The organism is Sphingomonas panacisoli, from assembly GCF_007859635.1.
Classification (GTDB): Bacteria; Pseudomonadota; Alphaproteobacteria; order Sphingomonadales; family Sphingomonadaceae; genus Sphingomonas; species Sphingomonas panacisoli.
The window spans coordinates 1406535-1426898 of record NZ_CP042306.1; the positions used below are offsets into that span (position 1 = coordinate 1406535).

The 20364-nt window shown below is 65.7% G+C and carries 19 protein-coding genes, 2 tRNA genes and 1 pseudogene; 20 read left to right on the top strand and 2 right to left on the bottom strand.

All coding sequences use genetic code 11. The annotated features are described in order from the left end of the window. The first annotated feature begins 30 nt into the window (after positions 1 to 30). From FPZ24_RS07125 to FPZ24_RS07135, 3 genes and pseudogenes are all read left to right on the top strand, one after another. Positions 31 to 2460 (top strand): ATP-binding protein, encoded by a 2430-nt coding sequence (locus tag FPZ24_RS07125; protein WP_146570551.1) that lies wholly within the window; start codon positions 31 to 33, stop codon positions 2458 to 2460. A gap of 66 nt (positions 2461 to 2526) precedes the next feature. Further along, entirely contained in the window at positions 2527 to 2913 is a 387-nt protein-coding gene (locus FPZ24_RS07130; protein WP_146570553.1) for a response regulator, read from the top strand. Between the two features lie 95 nt (positions 2914 to 3008). After that, positions 3009 to 3840: pseudogene (locus FPZ24_RS07135) on the top strand (aldo/keto reductase). A 6-nt stretch (positions 3841 to 3846) separates the two neighbouring features. On the opposite strand, the gene FPZ24_RS07140 reads toward FPZ24_RS07135, so the two are convergent. Beyond that, positions 3847 to 3920, bottom strand: a tRNA-Cys gene (locus tag FPZ24_RS07140). 177 nt (positions 3921 to 4097) lie between these two features. On the opposite strand from FPZ24_RS07140, the gene FPZ24_RS07145 reads away from it, so the two are divergent. From FPZ24_RS07145 to FPZ24_RS07210, 14 genes are all read left to right on the top strand, one after another. After that, positions 4098 to 4766: a protein-L-isoaspartate O-methyltransferase family protein gene (locus tag FPZ24_RS07145; protein WP_146570555.1), complete on the top strand. Its 669-nt coding sequence runs from the start codon at positions 4098 to 4100 to the stop codon at positions 4764 to 4766. A gap of 15 nt (positions 4767 to 4781) precedes the next feature. Then, a complete protein-coding gene (locus FPZ24_RS07150) occupies positions 4782 to 6290 on the top strand; it encodes a TolC family outer membrane protein (RefSeq protein WP_146570557.1) in 1509 nt (502 codons plus the stop codon). Between the two features lie 75 nt (positions 6291 to 6365). Continuing rightward, positions 6366 to 6902, top strand: a complete 537-nt coding sequence (locus FPZ24_RS07155; protein ID WP_146570559.1) for a DUF2497 domain-containing protein — start codon at positions 6366 to 6368, stop codon at positions 6900 to 6902. A gap of 111 nt (positions 6903 to 7013) precedes the next feature. Continuing rightward, positions 7014 to 9062, top strand: a complete 2049-nt coding sequence (locus FPZ24_RS07160; protein WP_146574268.1) for a S9 family peptidase — start codon at positions 7014 to 7016, stop codon at positions 9060 to 9062. Positions 9063 to 9233: 171 nt separating this feature from the next. Continuing rightward, positions 9234 to 9941 carry a PEP-CTERM sorting domain-containing protein gene (locus tag FPZ24_RS07165; protein WP_146570561.1) on the top strand — a complete coding sequence of 236 codons (708 nt, stop codon included), beginning with the start codon at positions 9234 to 9236 and terminating at the stop codon, positions 9939 to 9941. 5 nt (positions 9942 to 9946) lie between these two features. Next, on the top strand, positions 9947 to 10555 hold the full coding sequence (locus FPZ24_RS07170; protein WP_146570564.1) for a L,D-transpeptidase family protein: 609 nt from the start codon (positions 9947 to 9949) through the stop codon (positions 10553 to 10555). A gap of 62 nt (positions 10556 to 10617) precedes the next feature. After that, positions 10618 to 11130, top strand: a complete 513-nt coding sequence (locus FPZ24_RS07175; RefSeq protein ID WP_146570566.1) for a CAP domain-containing protein — start codon at positions 10618 to 10620, stop codon at positions 11128 to 11130. 44 nt (positions 11131 to 11174) lie between these two features. Then, positions 11175 to 13829 (top strand): valine--tRNA ligase, encoded by a 2655-nt coding sequence (locus tag FPZ24_RS07180; RefSeq protein ID WP_146570568.1) that lies wholly within the window; start codon positions 11175 to 11177, stop codon positions 13827 to 13829. After that, positions 13826 to 14320 carry a hypothetical protein gene (locus FPZ24_RS07185; RefSeq protein WP_146570571.1) on the top strand — a complete coding sequence of 165 codons (495 nt, stop codon included), beginning with the start codon at positions 13826 to 13828 and terminating at the stop codon, positions 14318 to 14320. The genes FPZ24_RS07180 and FPZ24_RS07185 overlap by 4 nt, the downstream gene beginning before the upstream one ends. Positions 14321 to 14413: 93 nt before the next feature. Beyond that, on the top strand, positions 14414 to 15901 hold the full coding sequence (locus tag FPZ24_RS07190; RefSeq protein WP_146570573.1) for an MATE family efflux transporter: 1488 nt from the start codon (positions 14414 to 14416) through the stop codon (positions 15899 to 15901). Between the two features lie 18 nt (positions 15902 to 15919). Beyond that, positions 15920 to 16909 carry a porphobilinogen synthase gene (gene hemB / locus FPZ24_RS07195; protein WP_146570575.1) on the top strand — a complete coding sequence of 330 codons (990 nt, stop codon included), beginning with the start codon at positions 15920 to 15922 and terminating at the stop codon, positions 16907 to 16909. Continuing rightward, on the top strand, positions 16906 to 17436 hold the full coding sequence (locus FPZ24_RS07200; protein WP_186729120.1) for a GNAT family N-acetyltransferase: 531 nt from the start codon (positions 16906 to 16908) through the stop codon (positions 17434 to 17436). The genes hemB and FPZ24_RS07200 overlap by 4 nt, the downstream gene beginning before the upstream one ends. Continuing rightward, on the top strand, positions 17433 to 17966 hold the full coding sequence (locus tag FPZ24_RS07205) for a GNAT family N-acetyltransferase (RefSeq protein ID WP_146570578.1): 534 nt from the start codon (positions 17433 to 17435) through the stop codon (positions 17964 to 17966). Before FPZ24_RS07200 ends, FPZ24_RS07205 begins: the two co-directional genes overlap by 4 nt. After that, positions 17963 to 18514 (top strand): GNAT family N-acetyltransferase, encoded by a 552-nt coding sequence (locus FPZ24_RS07210; RefSeq protein WP_146570580.1) that lies wholly within the window; start codon positions 17963 to 17965, stop codon positions 18512 to 18514. Before FPZ24_RS07205 ends, FPZ24_RS07210 begins: the two co-directional genes overlap by 4 nt. Here FPZ24_RS07210 and FPZ24_RS07215 read toward each other — a convergent pair. Continuing rightward, positions 18489 to 18983: a hypothetical protein gene (locus FPZ24_RS07215; RefSeq protein ID WP_146570583.1), complete on the bottom strand. Its 495-nt coding sequence runs from the start codon at positions 18981 to 18983 to the stop codon at positions 18489 to 18491. The genes FPZ24_RS07210 and FPZ24_RS07215 overlap by 26 nt on opposite strands. 84 nt (positions 18984 to 19067) lie before the next feature. Here FPZ24_RS07215 and FPZ24_RS07220 point away from each other — a divergent pair. From FPZ24_RS07220 to rpiA, 3 genes are all read left to right on the top strand, one after another. Beyond that, positions 19068 to 19144 (top strand) — tRNA-Arg (locus tag FPZ24_RS07220). Positions 19145 to 19360: 216 nt separating this feature from the next. Continuing rightward, on the top strand, positions 19361 to 19558 hold the full coding sequence (locus FPZ24_RS07225; protein ID WP_146570586.1) for a circumsporozoite protein: 198 nt from the start codon (positions 19361 to 19363) through the stop codon (positions 19556 to 19558). Positions 19559 to 19644: 86 nt separating this feature from the next. Further along, the gene (gene rpiA, locus FPZ24_RS07230) at positions 19645 to 20328 is read left to right on the top strand and encodes a ribose-5-phosphate isomerase RpiA (protein WP_146570588.1); all 684 of its coding nucleotides are present in this window, start codon (positions 19645 to 19647) and stop codon (positions 20326 to 20328) included. The last annotated feature ends 36 nt before the right edge of the window (positions 20329 to 20364 follow it).

Consider the following 20364-nt stretch of genomic DNA (forward strand, 5'->3'; position numbering starts at 1 on the left):
TTAACACCACATGGGCATGGTGCGCGCACGATGACCGTCCGGCGCCTTCATCTGCTGATCGTCATGCTCTGTGCCGTGCTCGCCGGCGCCGCGCCTGTTGCCGCGCAGACCGCACGGACCGCTAGCTTCGAAGCCGCGGTCGCCGACGCTCGCGCCAGCATGATGACCGATCCCAATCAGGCGATCGGCAAGGCGCAGACCGCGCGCAAGATCGCCACCGCCGATACCGGCCCCGATCGCGCGGTCGAGATCGCGACGACGCAATGGCTCGAGGGCGAGGCGCATCTGCGGCTGAACGATCCCGGCGCCGCGGGCCCGCTGATCGAGGCGGCGTATGCGACGCTTAAGGAATTGCCGGCGACCAAGCTGAAAGGCGACGTGCTGCGGTCCCGCGGTGGCTATCACGCGACCGCGGGCAAGATCGCGGCGGCGCTGTCGGACTATCAGGCCGCGTTCGAAATCTACCGCACGATCAACGATACCCGCAGCGAGGCCATCGCCCTGCTCGGGATTGCCGCCTTGTATCAGGACGCGACCGACTACGAATCGGCGCTGAAGAAGTACAACCAGGCGCTCGATATCTATCGCGGCGACCCGCAACTGCTGGTCGCGATGTACAACAATCGCGGCGACATGCTCAAGGAACTGGAGCGCTATCCCGCGGCGGAGGCCGACTTCCGCGCGGCGCTGAAGCTGGCGCGCGATCTCGACAGCACGGTGCTGCAGGCACAGATCCTGCGCAACCTTGCCTGGACTCAGTTGCGCGCCGGCAAGCTCGCCGCCGCCGACCAGACCGTCGCCGAAGGGTTCCGCCTCCCGCGCGACCGCGACAGCGCGGGATCGACCGCGTTGTTCTGGTCGGTCGCGGCGCAGGCGTCGTTGCAGCGGGGTAATCTCGATCAAGCGCGCGCGCAGATCGAACGCGCCTTCGCCGACGAGAAAGTGACCGAACCGACGATGACCTGGTGGCAGGCGCACAAGACCGCGTTCGACATCTACAAGAAGCTCGGCCAGTCCGACCGCGCCTTGGTCCACCTCGAAGCGCTGAAGCAGCTCGACGACAATAGCAGCAAGGTCGCGGCGTCGGCCAACACCGCGCTGATGGGCGCGCGATTCGATTCGGCCAATCAGGACCTGAAGATCGCCAAGCTGCAAGGCGATCAGGCGAAGCGCGCGGCCGAATATGAACGCGCCAAGGCGTTGACGCAGTTCTGGATCTTCGTCGGGTCGGGCATTACCGCCGCGGTCATCATCGGCATGTTGGGGTTCGGCTTGGTCACGATCCGCAAGAGCCGCGATCAGGTCCGCGCCGCCAACGTCGATCTCGCGTCGACCAACGTCGCGTTGGGCAAGGCGTTGGCCGCCAAGACCGAATTCCTGGCGACGACCAGCCACGAAATCCGCACGCCGCTCAACGGCATCCTCGGCATGACGCAGGTGATGCTGGCCGACCAGAAGCTCGACGCGGGGACGCGCGATCGCATCAACGTCGTGCACGGCGCGGGTGTGTCGATGCGCGCTTTGGTCGACGACATCCTCGACGTCGCCAAGATGGAGACGGGTAATTTGACCGTCGAAAAAGCGCCGGTCGATTTGCCCGCGATGCTGCGCGACGTGTCGCGGATGTGGGAAGACCAGGCGCGAGCCAAGGGTCTGACGTTCGACCTCGACGTCAGCGCCGCGCCCAGCCGCATCGAAAGCGATCCCGCGCGCCTGCGCCAGGTGGCGTTCAACCTTTTGTCCAACGCGCTCAAGTTCACGCAGACCGGGTCGATCCACGTCTCATCGACGGTGATCGCCGGCGCCGATGGCGAGCAAGTTGCGATCGTGGTGCGCGACACGGGGATTGGCGTCCCGACCGAAAAGCTCGACCTGATCTTCGAATCGTTCCGCCAGGCCGATGCCGGCACCACGCGCCAGTTCGGCGGCACCGGGCTAGGCCTCGCGATCTGCCGCAACATCGCGCACGCGATGGGCGGCGACGTGACGGTGGAAAGCGTCGAAGGACAGGGATCGACTTTCACCTTCGCGGTGCCGCTGGTTCGCGTCGCCGAAGAAGTACCGGTCGAAGCCGAAGAGGGCGGGGCGGCGCTGTTGATCGTCGACAAGAATCCGATCAGTCGCGCGATGCTGAAGACGTTGTTCACGCCGCGCGTCCCCGCGATAAGGATCGCCGGATCGATCACGGACGCGGCGGCGGCGATCGCGGAGGGCGGGATCGATCGCGTGCTCACTGATGAACTGACGATTGCGATGGACGGAGACGCCATCGACGGCGTTCGTGCGTTGGCCGGGGTGCCGCTGTCGTTGTTGTGGACCAATCCGAACGATGACGACCGCGCTCGATTCGCGGCGGCCGGGGTCGATCAGTTGATCGCCAAACCGATCGCCGGCGCCGCGCTGGTAAAGGAAATCGTTACGGCAACTTATCAAGATGATATTGATAGTCGTGCGGCTTAGGGTGATAGGGGATCAGGTGATGCTGTCTGAAACCTCTTCCTGCGTTGCCTGCCAGGACGCTCGCTGATGAACGTGATTTTCATCGAGGACGACCCGATGAACCGGCGCGTGGTCGGCGACATGTTGAATGTCGCCGGTGCCGCGATGACCGAGGCCGAGAGCGGCGAGATCGGCCTGAAGCTGATCGACGAGACCGATTTCGACATGGCGCTGATTGACCTGCGCATGCCGGGCATGGACGGGATCACCGCGATCCAGCAGATTCGCGCGCGCACCGATGCCAAGGCGAAGCTGCCCATCATCGTCGTCACCGCTGACACCGCGCTCGACCTGCGCGAACGCTGCCTGGCGGCGGGCGCCGACGAAGTGCTGTTCAAGCCGGTCGCGATGGACGCGCTGTTCGAGGCGATGGGCCGCATCCTTGCCGGTGGTGACGGGGACATGATCCTCTAACTGCCCGCTCCACAGCGCGACATGGGCGTGCGATAGGCGCCGGCATGCAGCAGCAACTTTCTTCCGAATCGCGTCCGCTCGGCCGGAGCGGGATCATGGTGTCGCCGATCGCCTGGGGCATGTGGCGGCTGTCGGGCGACGTCGCCGACGCCCGCGCGCTGGCCGAGGCTGCGCTGGAGGCGGGGATCACGCTGTTCGATACGGCGGATATCTATGGGCAGGGCGAATTCGGCGGCGCCGAATCGCTGTTCGGCCGCGTGCTCGCCGATGCGCCGGGGCTGCGCGAGCGGATCGTGCTAGCGACCAAAGGCGGGATCGTTCCCGGTGTGCCGTACGATTCGAGCCCGGGCTATTTGGAGAACGCGATCGACGCGTCGTTGCGACGGCTCGGCGTCGATCATGTCGACCTTTGGCAAATCCATCGCCCCGATCTGCTGGAGCATCCACAGGAACTCGCGGCCACCCTCGAAAAGCTCGTCGCAAGCGGCAAGACGCGGGCGATCGGTGTGTCGAACTTCACGCCGGCGCAGGTTGCCGCGCTCGAACATTTTCTGACGATCCCGATCGCGAGCACGCAGCCCGAATTCTCGCCGCTTCATACGGCGCCGCTGTGGGACGGAACGCTGGATGCGGCGATGGTGCGCGACCATGCCGTGCTGGCCTGGTCGCCGCTCGGCGGTGGGCGCCTGGCTGAAGGGGGAGGGCGATGCCGCAGCATTGCTGGCGGCCAAGGCCGACGCAACGGGCGTGTCGGTTGCCGCAGCGACGTATGCCTGGGTAATGGCGCACCCCGCGCGGGTGATCCCGATCGTCGGCAGTCAGCGGGCGGAGCGCATCCGGGACGCGGCGAACGCCTACAAGGTCAGCTGGACCCGCACCGAATGGTATGGTGTGCTGCAGGCGGCGATGGGCGAAAAGCTGCCCTGACGTCGCTGGAGGCCCGACCGGGAATCGAACCCGGGTGCAAGGATTTGCAGTCCTCTGCGTCACCACTCCGCCATCGGGCCCCGATGCGGCAAGGCGCGGGGCTTTGCGCAAGCCTCCCGCCCAAGTCAACCACCGCTTGGCCGATCGATCGCAATTTAGATCGGTCTTCGCTTGGCGTGCGCCGCGCCGCACCATATAGGAAAGCCGCAGCACGAAGTGTGTTGCATAAGTAAAACAGTTATGCGAATGGGCGGGCTATGAGCGATCCGGCGGCGGACATCACCAGTTTCGAGGCAATGCGCCACGCCATGGTGCAGAGCCAGTTGCGCACCAACGCGGTCAACGATCCGCGCGTGGTGACCGCGATGGCGATCGTCCCGCGCGAGAAGTTCGTGCCCGAGGATGTGCGCCGGCTCGCGTATCGCGACACCGCGGTGGCGATCGGCAACGGCCGGTTCCTCAACGTGCCGATCGCGACGGGCAAGCTGCTGACCGAGGCGTATCTGCTGCCGACCGACAAGGTTCTGCTGATCGGCGCGGCGGGCGGCTATACCGCCGCGGTGCTGGGCCGGCTGGTCGCGTCAGTGGTGGCGGTCGAGAGCGATCACGATCTCGCCACGCATGCCACGGCCGCGCTGGATGGGCTGGCGAACGTTACGTTGGTCGAAGGGCCGCTGGAAAAGGGCCATGCCAAGGGCGCACCCTATGACGTGCTGGTGATCGACGGTTGCGTCGAGCAAGTGCCGGAGAGCCTGGTCAGCCAGGTCGCGCCCGGCGGCCGGGTCGTTGCCGGCATCGTCGAGCGCGGCGTGCGTCGCCTCGCTACCGGCCGCGCGATCAAGGGCGGGTTCGGGCTGCGTGCCTTCGCCGATATCGATTGCGTCGCGTTGCCCGGTTTTGCCGCGCCGCGCGGCTTTGCGTTCTAACGAAGTGGGGATTTGATGCGCGTTTCGGTTCTGCTCGCTGGCGTGGCGATGCTCGGTGTGGTGGCGGGTCCCGCCGCCGCCGACACGCTGCGTGAAGCGCTGGTCAAGGCGTACAATTCCAATCCCGGCCTCGCCGCGGCGCGCGCCGACGTGCGCGCGACCGACGAGAACGTGCCGATCGCCAAGTCGGCGGGTCGCCCCAACGTCAGCGTCAACGGCGCCTATACCGAGAACGCGCTGAACAGCTCGAACTCGCTGGCGTCGCCTGATCGGCTGCTCCAGGGCAATACCCAGCTGACCGTCCCGCTGTACCGCGGTGGGCGTGTGGCGAATTCGGTCAAGGGCGCGGAAATCCGTTCCGACGCTGCGCGCGATCAGTTGCGTGGTAGCGAATCCGACCTCTTCGTCGGCACGGTCGGCGCATACATGGACGTGATCCGCGACGAAGCGATCGTCGGGCTCAACAAGGAAAACGTGAAGGTGCTGGAGGTAAACCTCCAGGCCGCCAAGGACCGGTTCCAGGTCGGCGACCTGACCCGCACCGACGTCGCGCAGTCCGAAGCGCGGCTCGCGATCGCGCGCAGCCAACTCGAGACCGCGATGGCCCGCCTGATTTCGAGCAAGGAGAGCTATATCCGCTTCGTCGGGACGCCGCCGGGCGTGCTCGAGGATCCGCCCGCTTTGCCGAACCTGCCGGCGTCGCCCGACGCGGCGGTCGACATGGCGCTCAAGAACAACCCGAATCTGCTCGCGGCGGTACGCGCGGGCGATGCGAGCAAGTACGACGTCAGCGCCGCGCGCGCTGGCCGATTGCCGACCGTATCGGGGGTCATCGGCGGCAACTACTCCAACTATCTCGGGTCGCTCGGCGCTACTACGGGGCCCAAGCCCGGCCAGACCGGCAGCGCGGGGACTGTCGGGCTGCAGTTCACGCTACCGCTGTTCCAGGGTGGCTTGCCCGCGGCGCAGCTCCGCCAGGCGCAGGAACGCCGGGCGCAGGCGCTGGAGACGGTTACCGACACCGAACGCGCGGTGATCGCCCAGACGCGATCGGCCTATGCAATCTGGAAATCGTCGCTCGAAGTGATCGCGTCGGCGCAACGCGCGGTCGAAGCCAACAAATTGAGCCTCGAGGGTGTCCGCGCCGAGAACAGCGTCGGTAATCGCACGATCCTCGATATCCTGAACGCCGAGCAGGAATTGCTCAACAGCCAGGTGACGCTCGTGACGGCGCAGCGCGACGCCTATGTCGCTGGCTTCGCTTTGCTTGCCGCGATGGGTCAGGCCGAAGCGCGCGACCTGGGGCTGGAAGGCGGGGCGCTGTACGACCCGCTGACCAACTACAACAAGGTCAAGGGCAGCTGGAGCGATTTCGGCGGCAAGCCCGAGTACAAGCCGACCGGCACCAGCACGCGCAGTACGCCCGCGCAGGACTCGTCGCAGGGCCGTCCGCTCGACCCGCAATTGAACGCGCCGGTTGACACGGCGCCCGATACTCCCGCAAACGTGCCGAAGACGAATTAACCACGCGGTTCGCGTGGCCTTTCGGCACGACAGGGAAGCAGGCTGCATATGGGGGATGTAAGCGCAGAACCGTCGATGGAGGACATCCTTGCCTCCATCAAACGGATCATCGCCGAGGACGCCGAGAACGGCGCACCGATTCGCGCGCGCCGGCGCCCGGTGCCACCGCCGGTCGACGATTTCGTCGAGGATGACGACGTTCTCGAACTGAGCGAGCAGGCGCCCGAGCCGCCGGCGGCGCCGCAGCCTGTCGCCGAACCGATCGCTCCCGAGCCCGTCGCGGTCGAGCCGATGGTCGCGCCCGCGCCGATGCCGATGTCGCCGCCGGTGGCCGCCGCACCCGTTGCTGCGCCCGCACCGATCGCCGCGCCGCAAGCCGCGCCGGCCCCGGAGACGATCGTGTCGCCGCAGACCGCCGAAGCGAGCCGCGCGCCGCTCGACAATCTATCGCGGCTGGTGGTGAAGCCCGACACGGCCGGGGCGGATACGCTCGAAGGACTGGTCCGCGAGATGCTGCGCCCGATGTTGAGCGACTGGCTCGACCGGAACCTGCCCGACTTGGTCGAATCGATGGTCGCCAAGGAAATCGCGCGGATCACCGGCGGGCGGTAAGTCTTTCCGCCGTACGGCATTGATTGAGAGGCCAGTCTCAGCCGAGGCGACGCGGTGTTTTTGGGCGCTGAATGGTTGCCCGCGCTACGATTGTGCGGCAATTGTCGCGGCATGAAGCATTTCCTGCTCGCGAGCGCCGCGCTCGCCATCGTCGCCGTTCCCGCTACCGCGCGTCAGCTCACGATCGAAGACGTGACGATGCTCAGTCGCGTGTCGGCGCCGGCGGTGTCGCCTGACGGGCATTGGCTGGTGTGGCAGCAGCGCGAGACCGACATCGCCAAGGACAAGGGCCGGTTCGATCTGTGGCGGCTCGACCTGACCACGAAGGGCGCCAAGCCGGAGAAACTCGCAGCCGATCCGGTGGCCAACGAGACGTCGCCTCAATTCTCCGCCGACGGCAAGACCGTGTGGTTCCAGTCCGACCAAGGTGGCGAGGACAATGTCTGGGCGGTCGCGATCGCCGGCGGCGCACCGACGCGCGTCACCGACTTGAAGGGCGGGCTCGGCGGGTTCAAGGTTGCGCCGACCGAGGACAAGCTGCTGATCTGGGCCGATCGCTTGCCCGGCGCGTCGACCAGCGAACCGGCGATGGTCAAGAAGGCCGACGACGCCGGCAACGGCCGCACCTACGACCAACTGTTCGTTCGGCACTGGAATGTCTGGGGCGACGGCACGCGCTCGCAGCTGTTCGTGCTGCCGATGGCGGGCGGCAAGGCGACCGGCTACGGCACGGCGATCGAGGGCGCACTGGTCGGCGACAGCCCGTCCAAGCCGTTCGGCGGCGGCGAGGAAGTGTCGTGGTCGGCCGACGGCAAGACCGTGTACTTCGCGCTGCGCGAGGCGGGACGCATCGAATCGCTATCGACCAACCTCGATATCTTCTCAGCGCCCGCCGACGGATCGGCCGCGCCGACCAACCTGACCGATGCGAATGACGGGATGGACAACCTTCCGACCGCGTCGCCCGACGGCAAGTACCTCGCGTGGTTCGCGATGAAGCGGCCCGGCTACGAAGCCGATCGCCAGGTTCTGATGCTGCGCGATCTCGCGACGGGCAAGGTCACCGCGCTGACCGAAAGCTGGGATAGCTCTGTCGGCTCGATTGCCTGGAGCACCGATTCGAAGACGATCTACGTCACCGCCGAGGATACGCAGGAAAACCCGATCTGGTCGGTGTCGCTGACCGGCAAGGTTTCGCGACTGACAAAGGAAGGCAACGTCTCCGCCGTCGTGCCGACGGCCAAGGGCATCCTATTCGCGATGAACTCGCTGACCGCGCCCGACGATTTCTACTGGCTGGCCGGCAAGAAGACGACGCGCCTCACCAGCGTCAACGCCGGCAAGCTGGCGGGCATCGACATGCCGACCGTGACGCGGTTCAGCTTTACCGGCGCGAATAACGACACGGTGTGGGGCTATGCGGTGAAACCGGCAGGCCTCGCTGCGGACGCAAAAATCCCGATGGCCTTCATGGTCCATGGCGGGCCGCAAGGATCGAGCAACAATAGCTGGTCGTATCGCTGGAACCCGGCGGTGTTCGCGGGCGCCGGCTACGCATTGGTGGCGATCGATTTCCACGGCTCGACCGGTTACGGCCAGAAATTCAGCGACGACATCCGCAACAATTGGGGTGGCTGGCCGCTCGAGGACCTGAAGAAGGGCTTCGACGCCGCCACGACCAAGTTCAGCTGGATCGACGGCAACAACGCCTGCGCGCTCGGCGCGTCGTACGGCGGCTACATGATGAACTGGATCGAAGGGCAGTGGCCCGATCGCTTCAAGTGCATCGTCCAGCATGACGGCGTATTCGATGCGCGCGCGATGGCGTACGAAACCGAGGAGTTGTGGTTCGACGAATGGGAGCATGGCGGAAAAGCGTATTTCCAGGACCCGGCCGCGTTCGAGAAATGGAACCCGGTAAATTTCGTCGACAAGTGGAAGACGCCGCAGCTCGTCATCACCAGCGAGGGCGATTTCCGTATCCCCTACACGCAGGGGATCGCCGCCTTCACTGCGCTGCAGCGCCGCGAAGTTCCGTCGCGGCTCGTCGTGTTCCCCGGTGGAAGTCACTGGGTGCTCGCGCCGAAGGAGAGCCGGCAATGGTATCGCGAGGTGCTCGGCTGGCTCGGAAAATGGACGGGCAAGTCTTCCGCCAACTGACGGTTTCATGGGCTGCGGACTGATTACCGCAGCGTTAACTTGTGTCGAAACGAGACGTTGCTGCTCTGCAACGGTCGTTGACAAAAAGAAACCATCTTTGGGCCTCGACGTTGTGTTTAACGTAAAGCAAGCGTTAGGGATGACATCTGTTTTGCGTAACTGGATCCGATCATGAATGCTGACGATCTAGTAAACGGCCGAACCGGTATGGTTTCCGCGGCACTTCTGGCCGCAGTGGTGCTCGGTTTTTCTGTGGCCCAGACGCCGACCACGGCGGTTGCCGCCGGCCCTTCGGAAATCGCGAAACTCGCCGCGGCCGGCGGCGTCGATGCGCTGAATCAGATGCTCGACGTGCGGTCGCCCGGCGCGCGCGCGCCCGGTGCGCTGACCCAGACCAAGGCGCGGCGCGTCGCGTCGCTCAAGGACGAATTCGGACCGAAGGAGCGCGTACTTGGCAAGGGGCGGACTCGGCCGACCGCCGGACAACCCGCGGTCGCTAACGTGCCTGACGTCCTGTTCGACAACGATTTAATCCCGACGGCCGCGCCGACGGTGTTGCCGGTCGGCGATTCGACGGTCACCGATCCGGCGGTACCCGCCGTTGCCTGGACAGGCCCGACCGGTGGCGGCGGCATTCCGGTGATCATCGGCGGCGGTGGCGGCGGTGGTACCGGTGGCGGCGGTGGAAGCTCCGGCGGTGGTGGAAGCTCCGGCGGTGGCGGCGGTGGCGGCGGCAACGTCGGCGGCGATACGCCTGGCGGTGGCAGCGCCGTACCCGAACCGGCGACCTGGGCGAGCCTGATGATCGGCTTCTTCGCGATCGGTTTTGGCCTGCGCGGCCGCTCAGCGCGTCGCTCTAACGGACTAGTCCTTCAGTAATCAGGATGCCGGCCTTCGCCAGGTTCGCTTCGCCGATCGTGCTGGTCGCGGTCGCGCTGGTGTTCTGGACGCAGTCGGACTCGCCGCGGCCGCTGCCCGCCGCGTCCAAGCCGGTCCCGGATCGGGCGCGCGTGCGCTACCCTGCAGGAAAGCGGCCCGTCTTAACCTTGCCCAACGGCGATCGCCGCACCGTCGAGAGCCTGCTCAACGTGCGCACCAAGATGAAGTTCGGCGATTTCGTCTGGAACGACGACGGCGTGAAGCCGGGTCCGGTCTGGATACGCATCGACCTCGCGCGGCAAACGCTGTCGGTGTTCCGGTCGGATCAGGAGATCGGTTCGGCGGTGATCCTCTATGGCACCGACGGCAAGCCGACCCCGACCGGCGTCTTCCCGATCCTCGACATGGCCGAACAGCACAGTTCCAACCTGTACGATGCCGAAATGCCGTACATGTTGCGGCTGACCAACGACGGCGTCGCGATCCACGCCAGCAACGTGCGGTTCGGCTCCGCGACGCATGGTTGCATCGGCGTGCCGCTGGAATTCGCACGGTTGCTGTACGCGCAGGTCAAGCGTGGCGACCTTGTCGCGATCGTATCGGCGGGAACGTAGTTGATCATCCCCAACCATTGCCGGAAACCGGCAAGTTATTGCCGGTCGGTACATCCGTCGCCATGGCGCGACATCTTATCCTGGTCTGCAGCACGCTACTGGCATCGCCGCTATTGCTCGGCACGGCGAGCCTGACGGCCAATTTCGACGACCGCGTCCTGGCCGCGCATAACCGCGAGCGCGCGACGTTGGGTATCGCGCCGCTGACATGGGATCCGACGCTGGCCGCCGATGCCGCGAAGTGGGCGACCTATCTCGCGACGACCGGCCAGTTCAAACACGCCCCCGAAAACGCGCGCCAGCCCGAGGGCGAGAATCTGTGGGCCGGTACCAGAGGCTATTATTCGGCCGAGGCGATGGTCGACGGCTGGGTGCGCGAGAAGCGCTATTACAAACCGGGCCGTTTCCCCGACAACAGCACGACCGGCCGGATGGAAGATGTCGGCCACTATACCCAGCTGATGTGGCGCGACACCGGCCGCGTCGGCTGCGCGATGGCGACGGGCGCGGAAGAGGACGTGCTGGTGTGCCGCTATAGCGACGCCGGCAATTATATCGGCGAGACGCCTTTCTAGGACCGCCTTCCGCTTATCGGACAGAGTGGCTACAGGCCCTGTCCATGAGCGAGTTGCCTAAAACCTTCGACCCAACCGAAATCGAAACGCGCTGGTACGCGCATTGGGAAACGAGCGGCCAGTTCCGTCCCGATCGCCCGGGGGCGGAGCCGTGGACGATCGTCAATCCACCGCCCAACGTCACGGGCTCGCTGCATATCGGGCACGCGCTCGACAATACGTTGCAGGACGTGCTGGTCCGGCACGCGCGGCTGAAAGGCAAGGATGCCTTGTGGGTGGTCGGCACCGATCACGCCGGCATCGCGACGCAGATGGTCGTGGAACGCCAGCTCGGCGAAAAGCAGCAGAAGCGCACCGACTTCACCCGCGACGAGTTCGTCGCGAAGGTGTGGCAATGGAAGGAAGAGAGCGGCGGCGAGATCACGCAACAGCTCCGCCGGCTCGGCTGCTCGATGGATTGGGCGAACGAGCGCTTCACGATGGACGAGGGCTTTTCGAAGGCCGTCCTCAAGGTGTTCGTCGATCTCTACAATCAGGGCCTGATCTATCGCGACAAGCGGCTGGTGAACTGGGACCCTGGGCTGGGTACCGCGATTTCGGACCTCGAGGTGGAGACCAAGGAGGTCAAGGGCAGCTTCTGGCAGATCCGTTATCCGTTGGCGGACGGGTCGGGATCGATCACCGTCGCGACGACGCGGCCGGAGACGATGCTCGCCGACATGGCGGTCGCGGTGCATCCCGATGACGAGCGCTACAAGGCGATGCTGGGCAAGCAGATCAAGCTGCCGATCACCGGGCGGCTGATCCCGATCGTCGCCGACGAGCATGCCGATCCGACGCTGGGCACCGGCGCGGTGAAGATCACGCCGGGACACGACTTCAACGATTTCGAGGTGGGCAAGCGCGCCGGCATGAAGGCGGGCGAGATGCTCAACATGCTCGACGCCAAGGCGCAGGTGACGCAGACGAGCGACGGGCTGATCCCTAACGATCTGCTCGGCGTGGATCGCTTCTGGGCGCGCAAGCTGGTGGTCGAGAAATTGAAGGCCGATGGCTTCCTCGTGCCGTTCATCGACAAGGAAGGCGTCGAGCATGACGCCGAACCGCGTACGATCCAGACCCCCTATGGCGACCGTTCGGGCGACGTGATCGAGCCGTGGCTGACCGACCAATGGTATGTCGATGCCGAGACGCTGGCAAAGCGGCCGATCGAGGCGGTGCAATCGGGCGCGATCAAGATCGTGCCGAAGAGCTGGGAGAAGACGTTCTTCAACTGGATGGAGAACATCCAGCCGTGGTGCGTGAGCCGGCAATTGTGGTGGGGGCACCGGATTCCGGCGTGGTTCGCCGAGGACGGCTCGATCTACGCCGCGCTGACAGAGGAAGAGGCTCAGGCGCAGGCGGGAGAGGGCGTCGCGCTGACGCAGGACCCCGACGTCCTCGATACCTGGTTTTCGTCCGCGCTGTGGCCGTTCGCGACGATGGGCTGGCCCGAGAACACAGACCCCAAACTCCATGGCCGCTACCCCAACGACGTGCTGATTTCGGGCTTCGACATCCTGTTCTTCTGGGACGCGCGGATGATGATGCAGGGGATGCACTTCATGCAGGACGTGCCGTTCCGCACGCTCTACCTGCACGGCCTGGTGCGCGCCGCCGACGGGCAGAAGATGTCCAAGTCGAAGGGCAATGTCGTCAACCCGCTCGGGCTGATCGACCGCTACGGCGCCGACGCGCTGCGCTTCTTCATGGCGGCGATGGAGAGCCAGGGCCGCGACATCAAGATGGATGAGAAGCGGGTCGAGGGCTATCGCAACTTCGCGACCAAGCTGTGGAACGCCGCGCGCTTCTGCCAGTCGAACGGGATCGGTGCGTCGAAGACGCTGGAGGCCCCGGCGTCGACGCTGGCAGTCAACAAATGGATCATCGGCGAGACGATCCAGACGGTGCAGGCGGTCGACCTCGCGCTGGCGGACTATCGCTTCGACGGTGCTGCTAATGCGATCTACCAGTTCGCGTGGAGCCGGTTCTGCGACTGGTATCTCGAGCTGATCAAGGGCACGATCGACGACGAGACCAAGGCGGTCGCGGGCTGGGTGCTCGACCAGATTCTGGTGATGCTCCACCCGTTCATGCCGTTCGTGACCGAGGAATTGTGGTCGAAACTTGGGCAGCGCGACTACGATTTGATCGTCGCGAAATGGCCGATCGCCGATGCGCGCGCGATGGACCCGGGCGCGGGCAAGGAGATCGACTGGTTGATCAGGTTGGTGAGCGAAGTGCGATCGAGCCGCACCGAGCTCAACGTGCCGCCGGGCGCGCGATTGGCGGTGCATCTGCGTGACGCGTCGGCCGACACGCTGGCGCGCTATGAGCGACTGGCACCCGCCATTGCCCGCATGGCGCGTATCGATCGCGCCGAAGGCGACTTCACCGGCGGCGCGGCGCAAGTCGTGGTCGATGAGGCGACGTTCGTGCTCCCGCTCGAAGGCGTGATCGACCTAGCTGCGGAGCGCACGCGCCTGACCAAAGCGATCGACGCCGCCGCGAAGGAGCGGGACAGCCTTGCGGGACGCCTCAACAACGCCAGCTTCGTCGAGCGTGCCAAGCCCGAAGCGGTGGACAAGGCCCGCGCCGATCACGCCGAGAAATCGGCCGAGGCGGAGCGGCTGTCGGCGGCACTGGCGCGGCTGGGATGACGAGCGCGGTCGGCCCGGATTATCGCCACATCTCCAAGGAGGCGGTGCCGGGTGGCGTCCTCGATCTCGGCGCCGCTCGGCTGAAATGGTATGTGCTCGCCCCGGACGATCGGCGGGTTACCGACGCCGTAGCCCGGGATGCTCAAGATTTCCTCCGCAAAGCCCAAGCCGACGAGAGGCTCGGGCTCGGCGACGATCTGGGCTTCGTCATTCTGCATCGCTGCGGCGACAGCTTCTATTTCCTGCTGCTGTCGGTGTGGCGCGGCGCGAACGAATTGTGGGAAGCCGTATACTATCGCGATGCCGGGATGAGCGGCTTTGCACCGTTCGACGCGGCCTATCCCGCATCGGGCGTCCGGCCGACCTTCTGCGTGTGGGAAATGGGGATCGTCGCGGCGGAATCCATGGCTTGGACGCAATATCTGCGCTCAAGTCGCACCGATGACGATCGTCGCATTTGGGCGGAAACGTGCTTCGCCGGCACGGTGTGACGGTAGGTACGCACTCAGGCCACCGATGTCCGGCGGAACGGTCCGCTTCGAGATTATAAGGACGGGCCCTGTTTTCGTCGCCGTTCGTCTGCCATGGACGAAGTGATGGACGCGCCGACCTCTTCCAATCCCCAGCATCGCGGTAATCGGCGCGACCTGACCGTCGGTCCGATCGGCTCAACCCTGCTCGCGTTTGCGCTGCCGACGCTCGCGTCGAACATCCTGCAGTCGCTCAACGGCTCGATCAACTCGATCTGGGTCGGGCGCTTCCTGGGCGAGGGCGCGCTCGCTGCGACGAGCAATGCCAACATCATCATGTTCCTGATGTTCAGCGCCGTGTTCGGGTTCGGCATGGCGGCGACGATCCTGATCGGGCAGTCGGTTGGGCGGGGCGATATCGAAGGTGCGCGGCGCGCGTTCGGATCGGCGGTCGGACTGGTGGTCGGCGGCGCGGTGGTGATCGCCGTGATCGGGTGGCTGTTCTCGCCACAGATCCTGCGGCTGCTCGCGACACCCGGCGAGGCGCAGAACATGGCGCGCGACTATCTGCGCGTGATCTTCCTCGGTCTGCCGTTCTCGATGCTCGGCGTGCTGATCCAGATGAGCCTGCGGGGAACCGGCGATTCGCTGACGCCGCTCTGGTTCATGGCGCTGTCGGTGGTGATCGACAGCACCTTCAACCCGCTACTGATCGACGGGATCGGGCCGTTCCCGAAGATGGGCATCGCGGGGTCGGCGACCGCGACGTTGCTCGCGGGGATCGTGTCGTCGGCGGGGCTGCTGATCTACGTCTACGCGCGCGACTTGCCGATCCGGCTGCGCGGGGCGGAGGTGCGCTACCTGATCCCCGAAGGCGCGCTGGTGAAAACGATCCTGGCCAAGGGTCTGCCGATGGGCGCCCAGATGCTGGTCATGTCGACGGCAGGACTGACCATGATGGGGCTGGTCAACCGGCTCGGCGTGGATACCGCCGCGGCCTACGCCGTGTCGCAGCAGCTCTGGACCTATATCCAGATGCCCGCGATGGCGATTGGAGTCGCGGTGTCGAGCATGGCGGCGCAGAATATCGGCGCGGGTAAGTGGGACCGCGTCGGCGCGATCACGCGGTCGGGGCTGATCTACAACACCATCATCGTGCTGGTCGTGATCACGGCGATCATCCTGTTCGACCGCCCGATCATGGCGCTGTTCGTCGGCGCGGAGAGTCCGGCGATCCCGATCGCGCGCCACATTCAGTTGATCTCGTCCTGGACCTTCGTGATGTTCGGCGCGACGATGGTATTGTTTTCCACCGTCCGCGCGAACGGCGCGACGGTGCCGCCGCTCGTCATTCTGGCGATCGCTTTCTATCCCATCCGCCTGGGCTTCGCGATCGAGGGGCAGAAGTGGCTCGGGGCCGATGCGCTGTGGTGGGCGTTTCCGCTGGGGTCGATCGTGTCGCTCACACTGGCGGCGCTCTATTATCGCTATGGACGGTGGCGCGAACAAGTGCTGGTCGTCCCGCCCGAGCATCCGAGCGAACCGGAAGAGCACACCCATGCCGACGGCGAACCCGCGGGGCGCTTGCACCCGACGGGGTGAGGGGGCATTTGGCGCTGCATGAGCCAATACCCCGCGCTTCGCCTCCGCCGCACCCGCGCTTCGGCCTGGAGCCGGCGGATGCACGCCGAAACCGTGCTGACCCCCGCTGACCTGATCTGGCCGCTATTCATCGCCGAGGGGGAGGGGGTCGAGGAACCGATCGCCAGCCTGCCCGGCGTGTCGCGCTGGTCGGTCGATGGCATCGTCGCCCGGGCGAAGGAAGCGCGCGATCTCGGCATTCCGTGCGTCGCGCTGTTCCCCAACACCCAGGCCGATCGCCGCAGCGAAGGCGGCGAGGAAGCGCTCAACCCCGACAATCTGATGTGCCGGGCGATCCGGGCACTCAAGGACGCGGTGCCGGAGGTCGGCGTGCTGACCGACGTTGCGCTCGATCCCTACACCAGCCACGGGCATGACGGACTGCTCGACGAGGGCGGCTATGTGCTCAACGACGAGACGGCGGAAGTGCTGGTCGGCCAGGCGCTCAACCAGGCTGCGGCGGGGGCGGACATCATCGCGCCGAGCGACATGATGGATGGCCGGGTCGGGCTGATCCGCGACGCGCTGGAGGCCGAGGGACACGTCAACGTCCAGATCATGTCGTACGCCGCGAAATACGCCAGCGGCTTTTACGGTCCGTTCCGCGACGCGGTCGGCTCACGCGGGCTGCTGAAGGGTGACAAGAAGACCTATCAGATGGACTCGGCCAATGCCGAGGAAGCACTACGCGAAGTCGCGCTCGACCTCGAAGAGGGCGCCGACAGCGTGATGGTCAAGCCGGGCTTGCCCTATCTCGACATCATCCTGCGCGTGAAATCGGAGTTCCAGGTACCGGTGTTCGCGTACCAGGTGTCGGGCGAGTATGCGATGATTGAGGCGGCGGTCGCAGCCGGCGCAGCGGAACGCGATGCGGTGGTGCTGGAAACGCTGATGGCGTTCAAACGCGCGGGATGTTCGGGTGTGCTGACGTATCACGCGCTCCACGCGGCGAAGTTGTTGGCCAAATGATCGAGACCGCAAGGCTGATCCTCCGCCCCTGGCGCGAGGATGATCGCGGCGCATTCGCGGCGATCATCAACACGCCCGCGATGATGGCCGATTTCGGTGGCGTGAAGGATCGGGCCGGGATCGATCGGCTGTTCGACAAGCGCATCGACGATCAGGCTCGCAACGGGCACAGTTTTTGGGCCGTCGAACTGCATAGCGGGGAGATCGTCGGCAGTGTCGGCATCCGGGTAGCGCATGACTATCCCGGCTTGCCGGTAGAGGGAATGCGCGAACTCGGCTGGCGGATCGCCGAGGCGCATTGGGGCACGGGGCTGGCGCACGAGGCGGCCAAGGCGGCGATCAACTGGGGCTGGGCCAATATCGACACGCCGTTCCTCGCCGCTTGGACTACCGCCGGCAATACGCGGTCATGGGGGCTGATGGAGCGCCTCGGCATGACGCGGCGCGTCGATCTCGACTGCCGCGACCCCGACGGCAGCTGCCCCGATGATAATTTGATCGTCTATACGATGGATCGGCCGCAATGATCGAGACCGACCGCCTCATCCTTCGCCCGTGGCGCGAGGACGACAAGGCGCCGTTCAACGACATCATCAATACGCCGCCGATGATGGAGCATTTCGGCGGCGTCCGTCCGCGTGCCGATATCGATGCGCTGGTCGACCGGCTGATGGCGTCGCAGGAACGCGACGGCCACACGATGTGGGCGGTCGATCATAAGGCCGATGGCGTAATGGCGGGCGTGTGTGGGGTGCGGTTGAGCGGTTATCCCGACACCGGCGTATCGGACGAGCTCGAGATCGGGTGGCGTATCGCGCAACCCTATTGGGGCCAGGGCATCGCGTGCGAGGCGGCCGAGGCGAGCGTCGCCTGGGGTTGGGCCAATACCGACCGGCCGCGGATCGCCGCTTGGACCAATGCCGCGAACAGCAGGTCCTGGGGTCTGATGCTGCGGCTCGGCATGGAGCGACGCGAGGAGCTCGATTTCGACCATCCGCTGTACGAAGTCGGCGATCCGACGGGGCGGATGATCGTCTACACGATCGATCGGCCGTGATCGAAACTGAGCGGCTGATCCTGCGCGGCTGGCGCGATGACGACGTCGCGCCGTTCCTTGCGATGGGCAACGACGCGGAGGTGATGCGCTACCTCGGGCCCCCGATGACGCGTGCGGACGCGGAATCGGTGCGCGACCGGATGAATGCGTTGCTCGCCGACCAGGGCTATTGTTTCTGGGCTCTCGAGCGAAAGGCCGACGGCGCCTTTCTGGGCTTTTGCGGTATCAAGCCCGGCCCCGAAGGGACCCCGATCGCCGGCGAATTGGAAATCGGCTGGCGGCTGCGGCGCGACGCATGGGGGCACGGCTATGCACGAGAGGCGGCGGTGGCGAGCTTGGACTGGGCTTGGGGAAATACCTCAACGCCGCAGGTGGCGGCGATGACCGTCCTTGCCAACACTCAAAGCTGGGGACTGATGGAACGGCTAGGGATGCAGCGCGATCACGGCGCGGGTTTCGATCATCCGGCGATTTCGGACGACAGCCCGCTTAAGCGACACATTCTCTACCGCATCGTGCGGCCTATTTCTCGCCCAGTTGCGCCTTGATCGCTGCGATCTTTTCGATTTCGCCATCCACTTGGGCCTGCGCCTTGGCCCGCAATTCGTCGAGCGCGGGGTAGGGCGGCTGGTTCGCCTCGCCGCGGTCGGTGATCAGTTTCTCGAAGTCGGTGACCATCCCCAGCGTGTCGCCGCGCAAGCCTTCGAGCTCGGCGAGCAAACTTTGCGCGGCTAGCCACTGGTCGCTACCGGTGGCCTGTGCCCCGCGCGCCTTGGCCGCTGCATCGGCCTTCGCCGCTGTAGCTACGAAGTCGGCGTCGATCTGCGCCAGCTTGCTCCGCATCGTCGCCAGTTGCGCGTCAAGCGCGGCGTCGGGCGTCGCTTCCGGTACCGGCGCCACCGTTTCCGCTTCCGATCGCGATTCGATCGGGCGTAGCGCCAGCGACGGATATTTGTCGGTCGACTGCGCGCAACCGGCGGCAAGCAGGATGAGCGGAAGCACGGCGGAACGTTTCATGACGTCCGATCTAGGCGGCGACACAGCGGCACGCAACGCACTTGCGCTCCCCGAACGACCTCTCTAAGGGACGCCCTCCAATGCGCGCCCGTAGCTCAGCTGGATAGAGCATCAGACTACGAATCTGAGGGTCGGACGTTCGAATCGTTCCGGGCGCGCCAATGAAAGCCCCGCCGGTCACACCGACCGGCGGGGCTTTTGTTTTGCGTCGGGAACATGACGCGGCTGCCCAATTTGGGCGAAAATGCGGCAAAGCGTGCATTTTATCCTATCAAAAGGATGGGGATTACGGCATAGCGCTCCGCGGCACACGGATCGGTGTCGCGACGCATGGTGCAGAGCGGGGGTGCCGAACCGGAAGCCACGGAGTGAAGTATATGAAGAAGCTCGTTATTCTGTCGCTGATCGCGCCGGCCGTTCTCGGCCTCGCCGCTTGCGGTGGCCCGAAGGTCGACAACACGACCGTCAGCAACGACACCATCACCAACATCGACGACACCAACCTGTCGGTCGACGACAACGCGACCGTGCTGAACGACACCGTTCCGGCCGACAACGTCGCCAACGCAAACTGATCCGACGGCGCTTCGGCGCTGACGATTAGCGGGCCGCGGCACCCACGGGTGGCGCGGCCCTTTGCTTTTCTGGTACCGCATTGGCGATGCAGGACGACGACAAGAAGCTCGCGGCCGAAGCGGCGGTAGCGGAAATCGCCGACGGCATGCGTGTCGGTCTAGGCAGCGGCTCGACGGTCGCGTTCGCCATCGCCGCAGTCGGGCGAAGGTTGGCGGAGTGGCCGTCCGCAACGTTCTTTTCGACCTCGCAGCGAACGACCAACGCGGCGCGCGCCGCTGGCATCCCGATCGCTCGGTTTGCCGATCAGACCGAGCTCGACTTGGTGATCGACGGCGTCGATGAGATCGATCCGCAATTCCGCGCGATCAAGGGCGGGGGCGGGGCGATGCTCCGCGAGAAGATCCTGGCCAGTGCGGCGCGGCGCATGGTCGCGATCGCCGACGGCACGAAGCGTGTTGCGACGCTCGGCACCGCGCCGGTGCCGGTCGAAATACTGCCGTTCGCGCGCAGTTTCGTCGCCGTCCGCACCACGGCGCTGGGCGCCGACCCGGTCTTGCGGATGACCGTCGCGGGCAAGGAATTCCGCACCAATCAGGGCAATCTGATCCTCGACTGCCATTTCGGCCCCATTGCCGACCCCGCACGACTCGCGATCGACCTCCAGGCGATCCCCGGCGCGCTAGGCCACGGCCTGTTCCTGACGGAGATCGCCGCCGCGTACATCGCCGCCGACGGCATCGTTACGAAAATGGAACGTGCGGGCGTGTGACGGCTGGAACCGTCCGGCGACGCGCCATATAGGGGC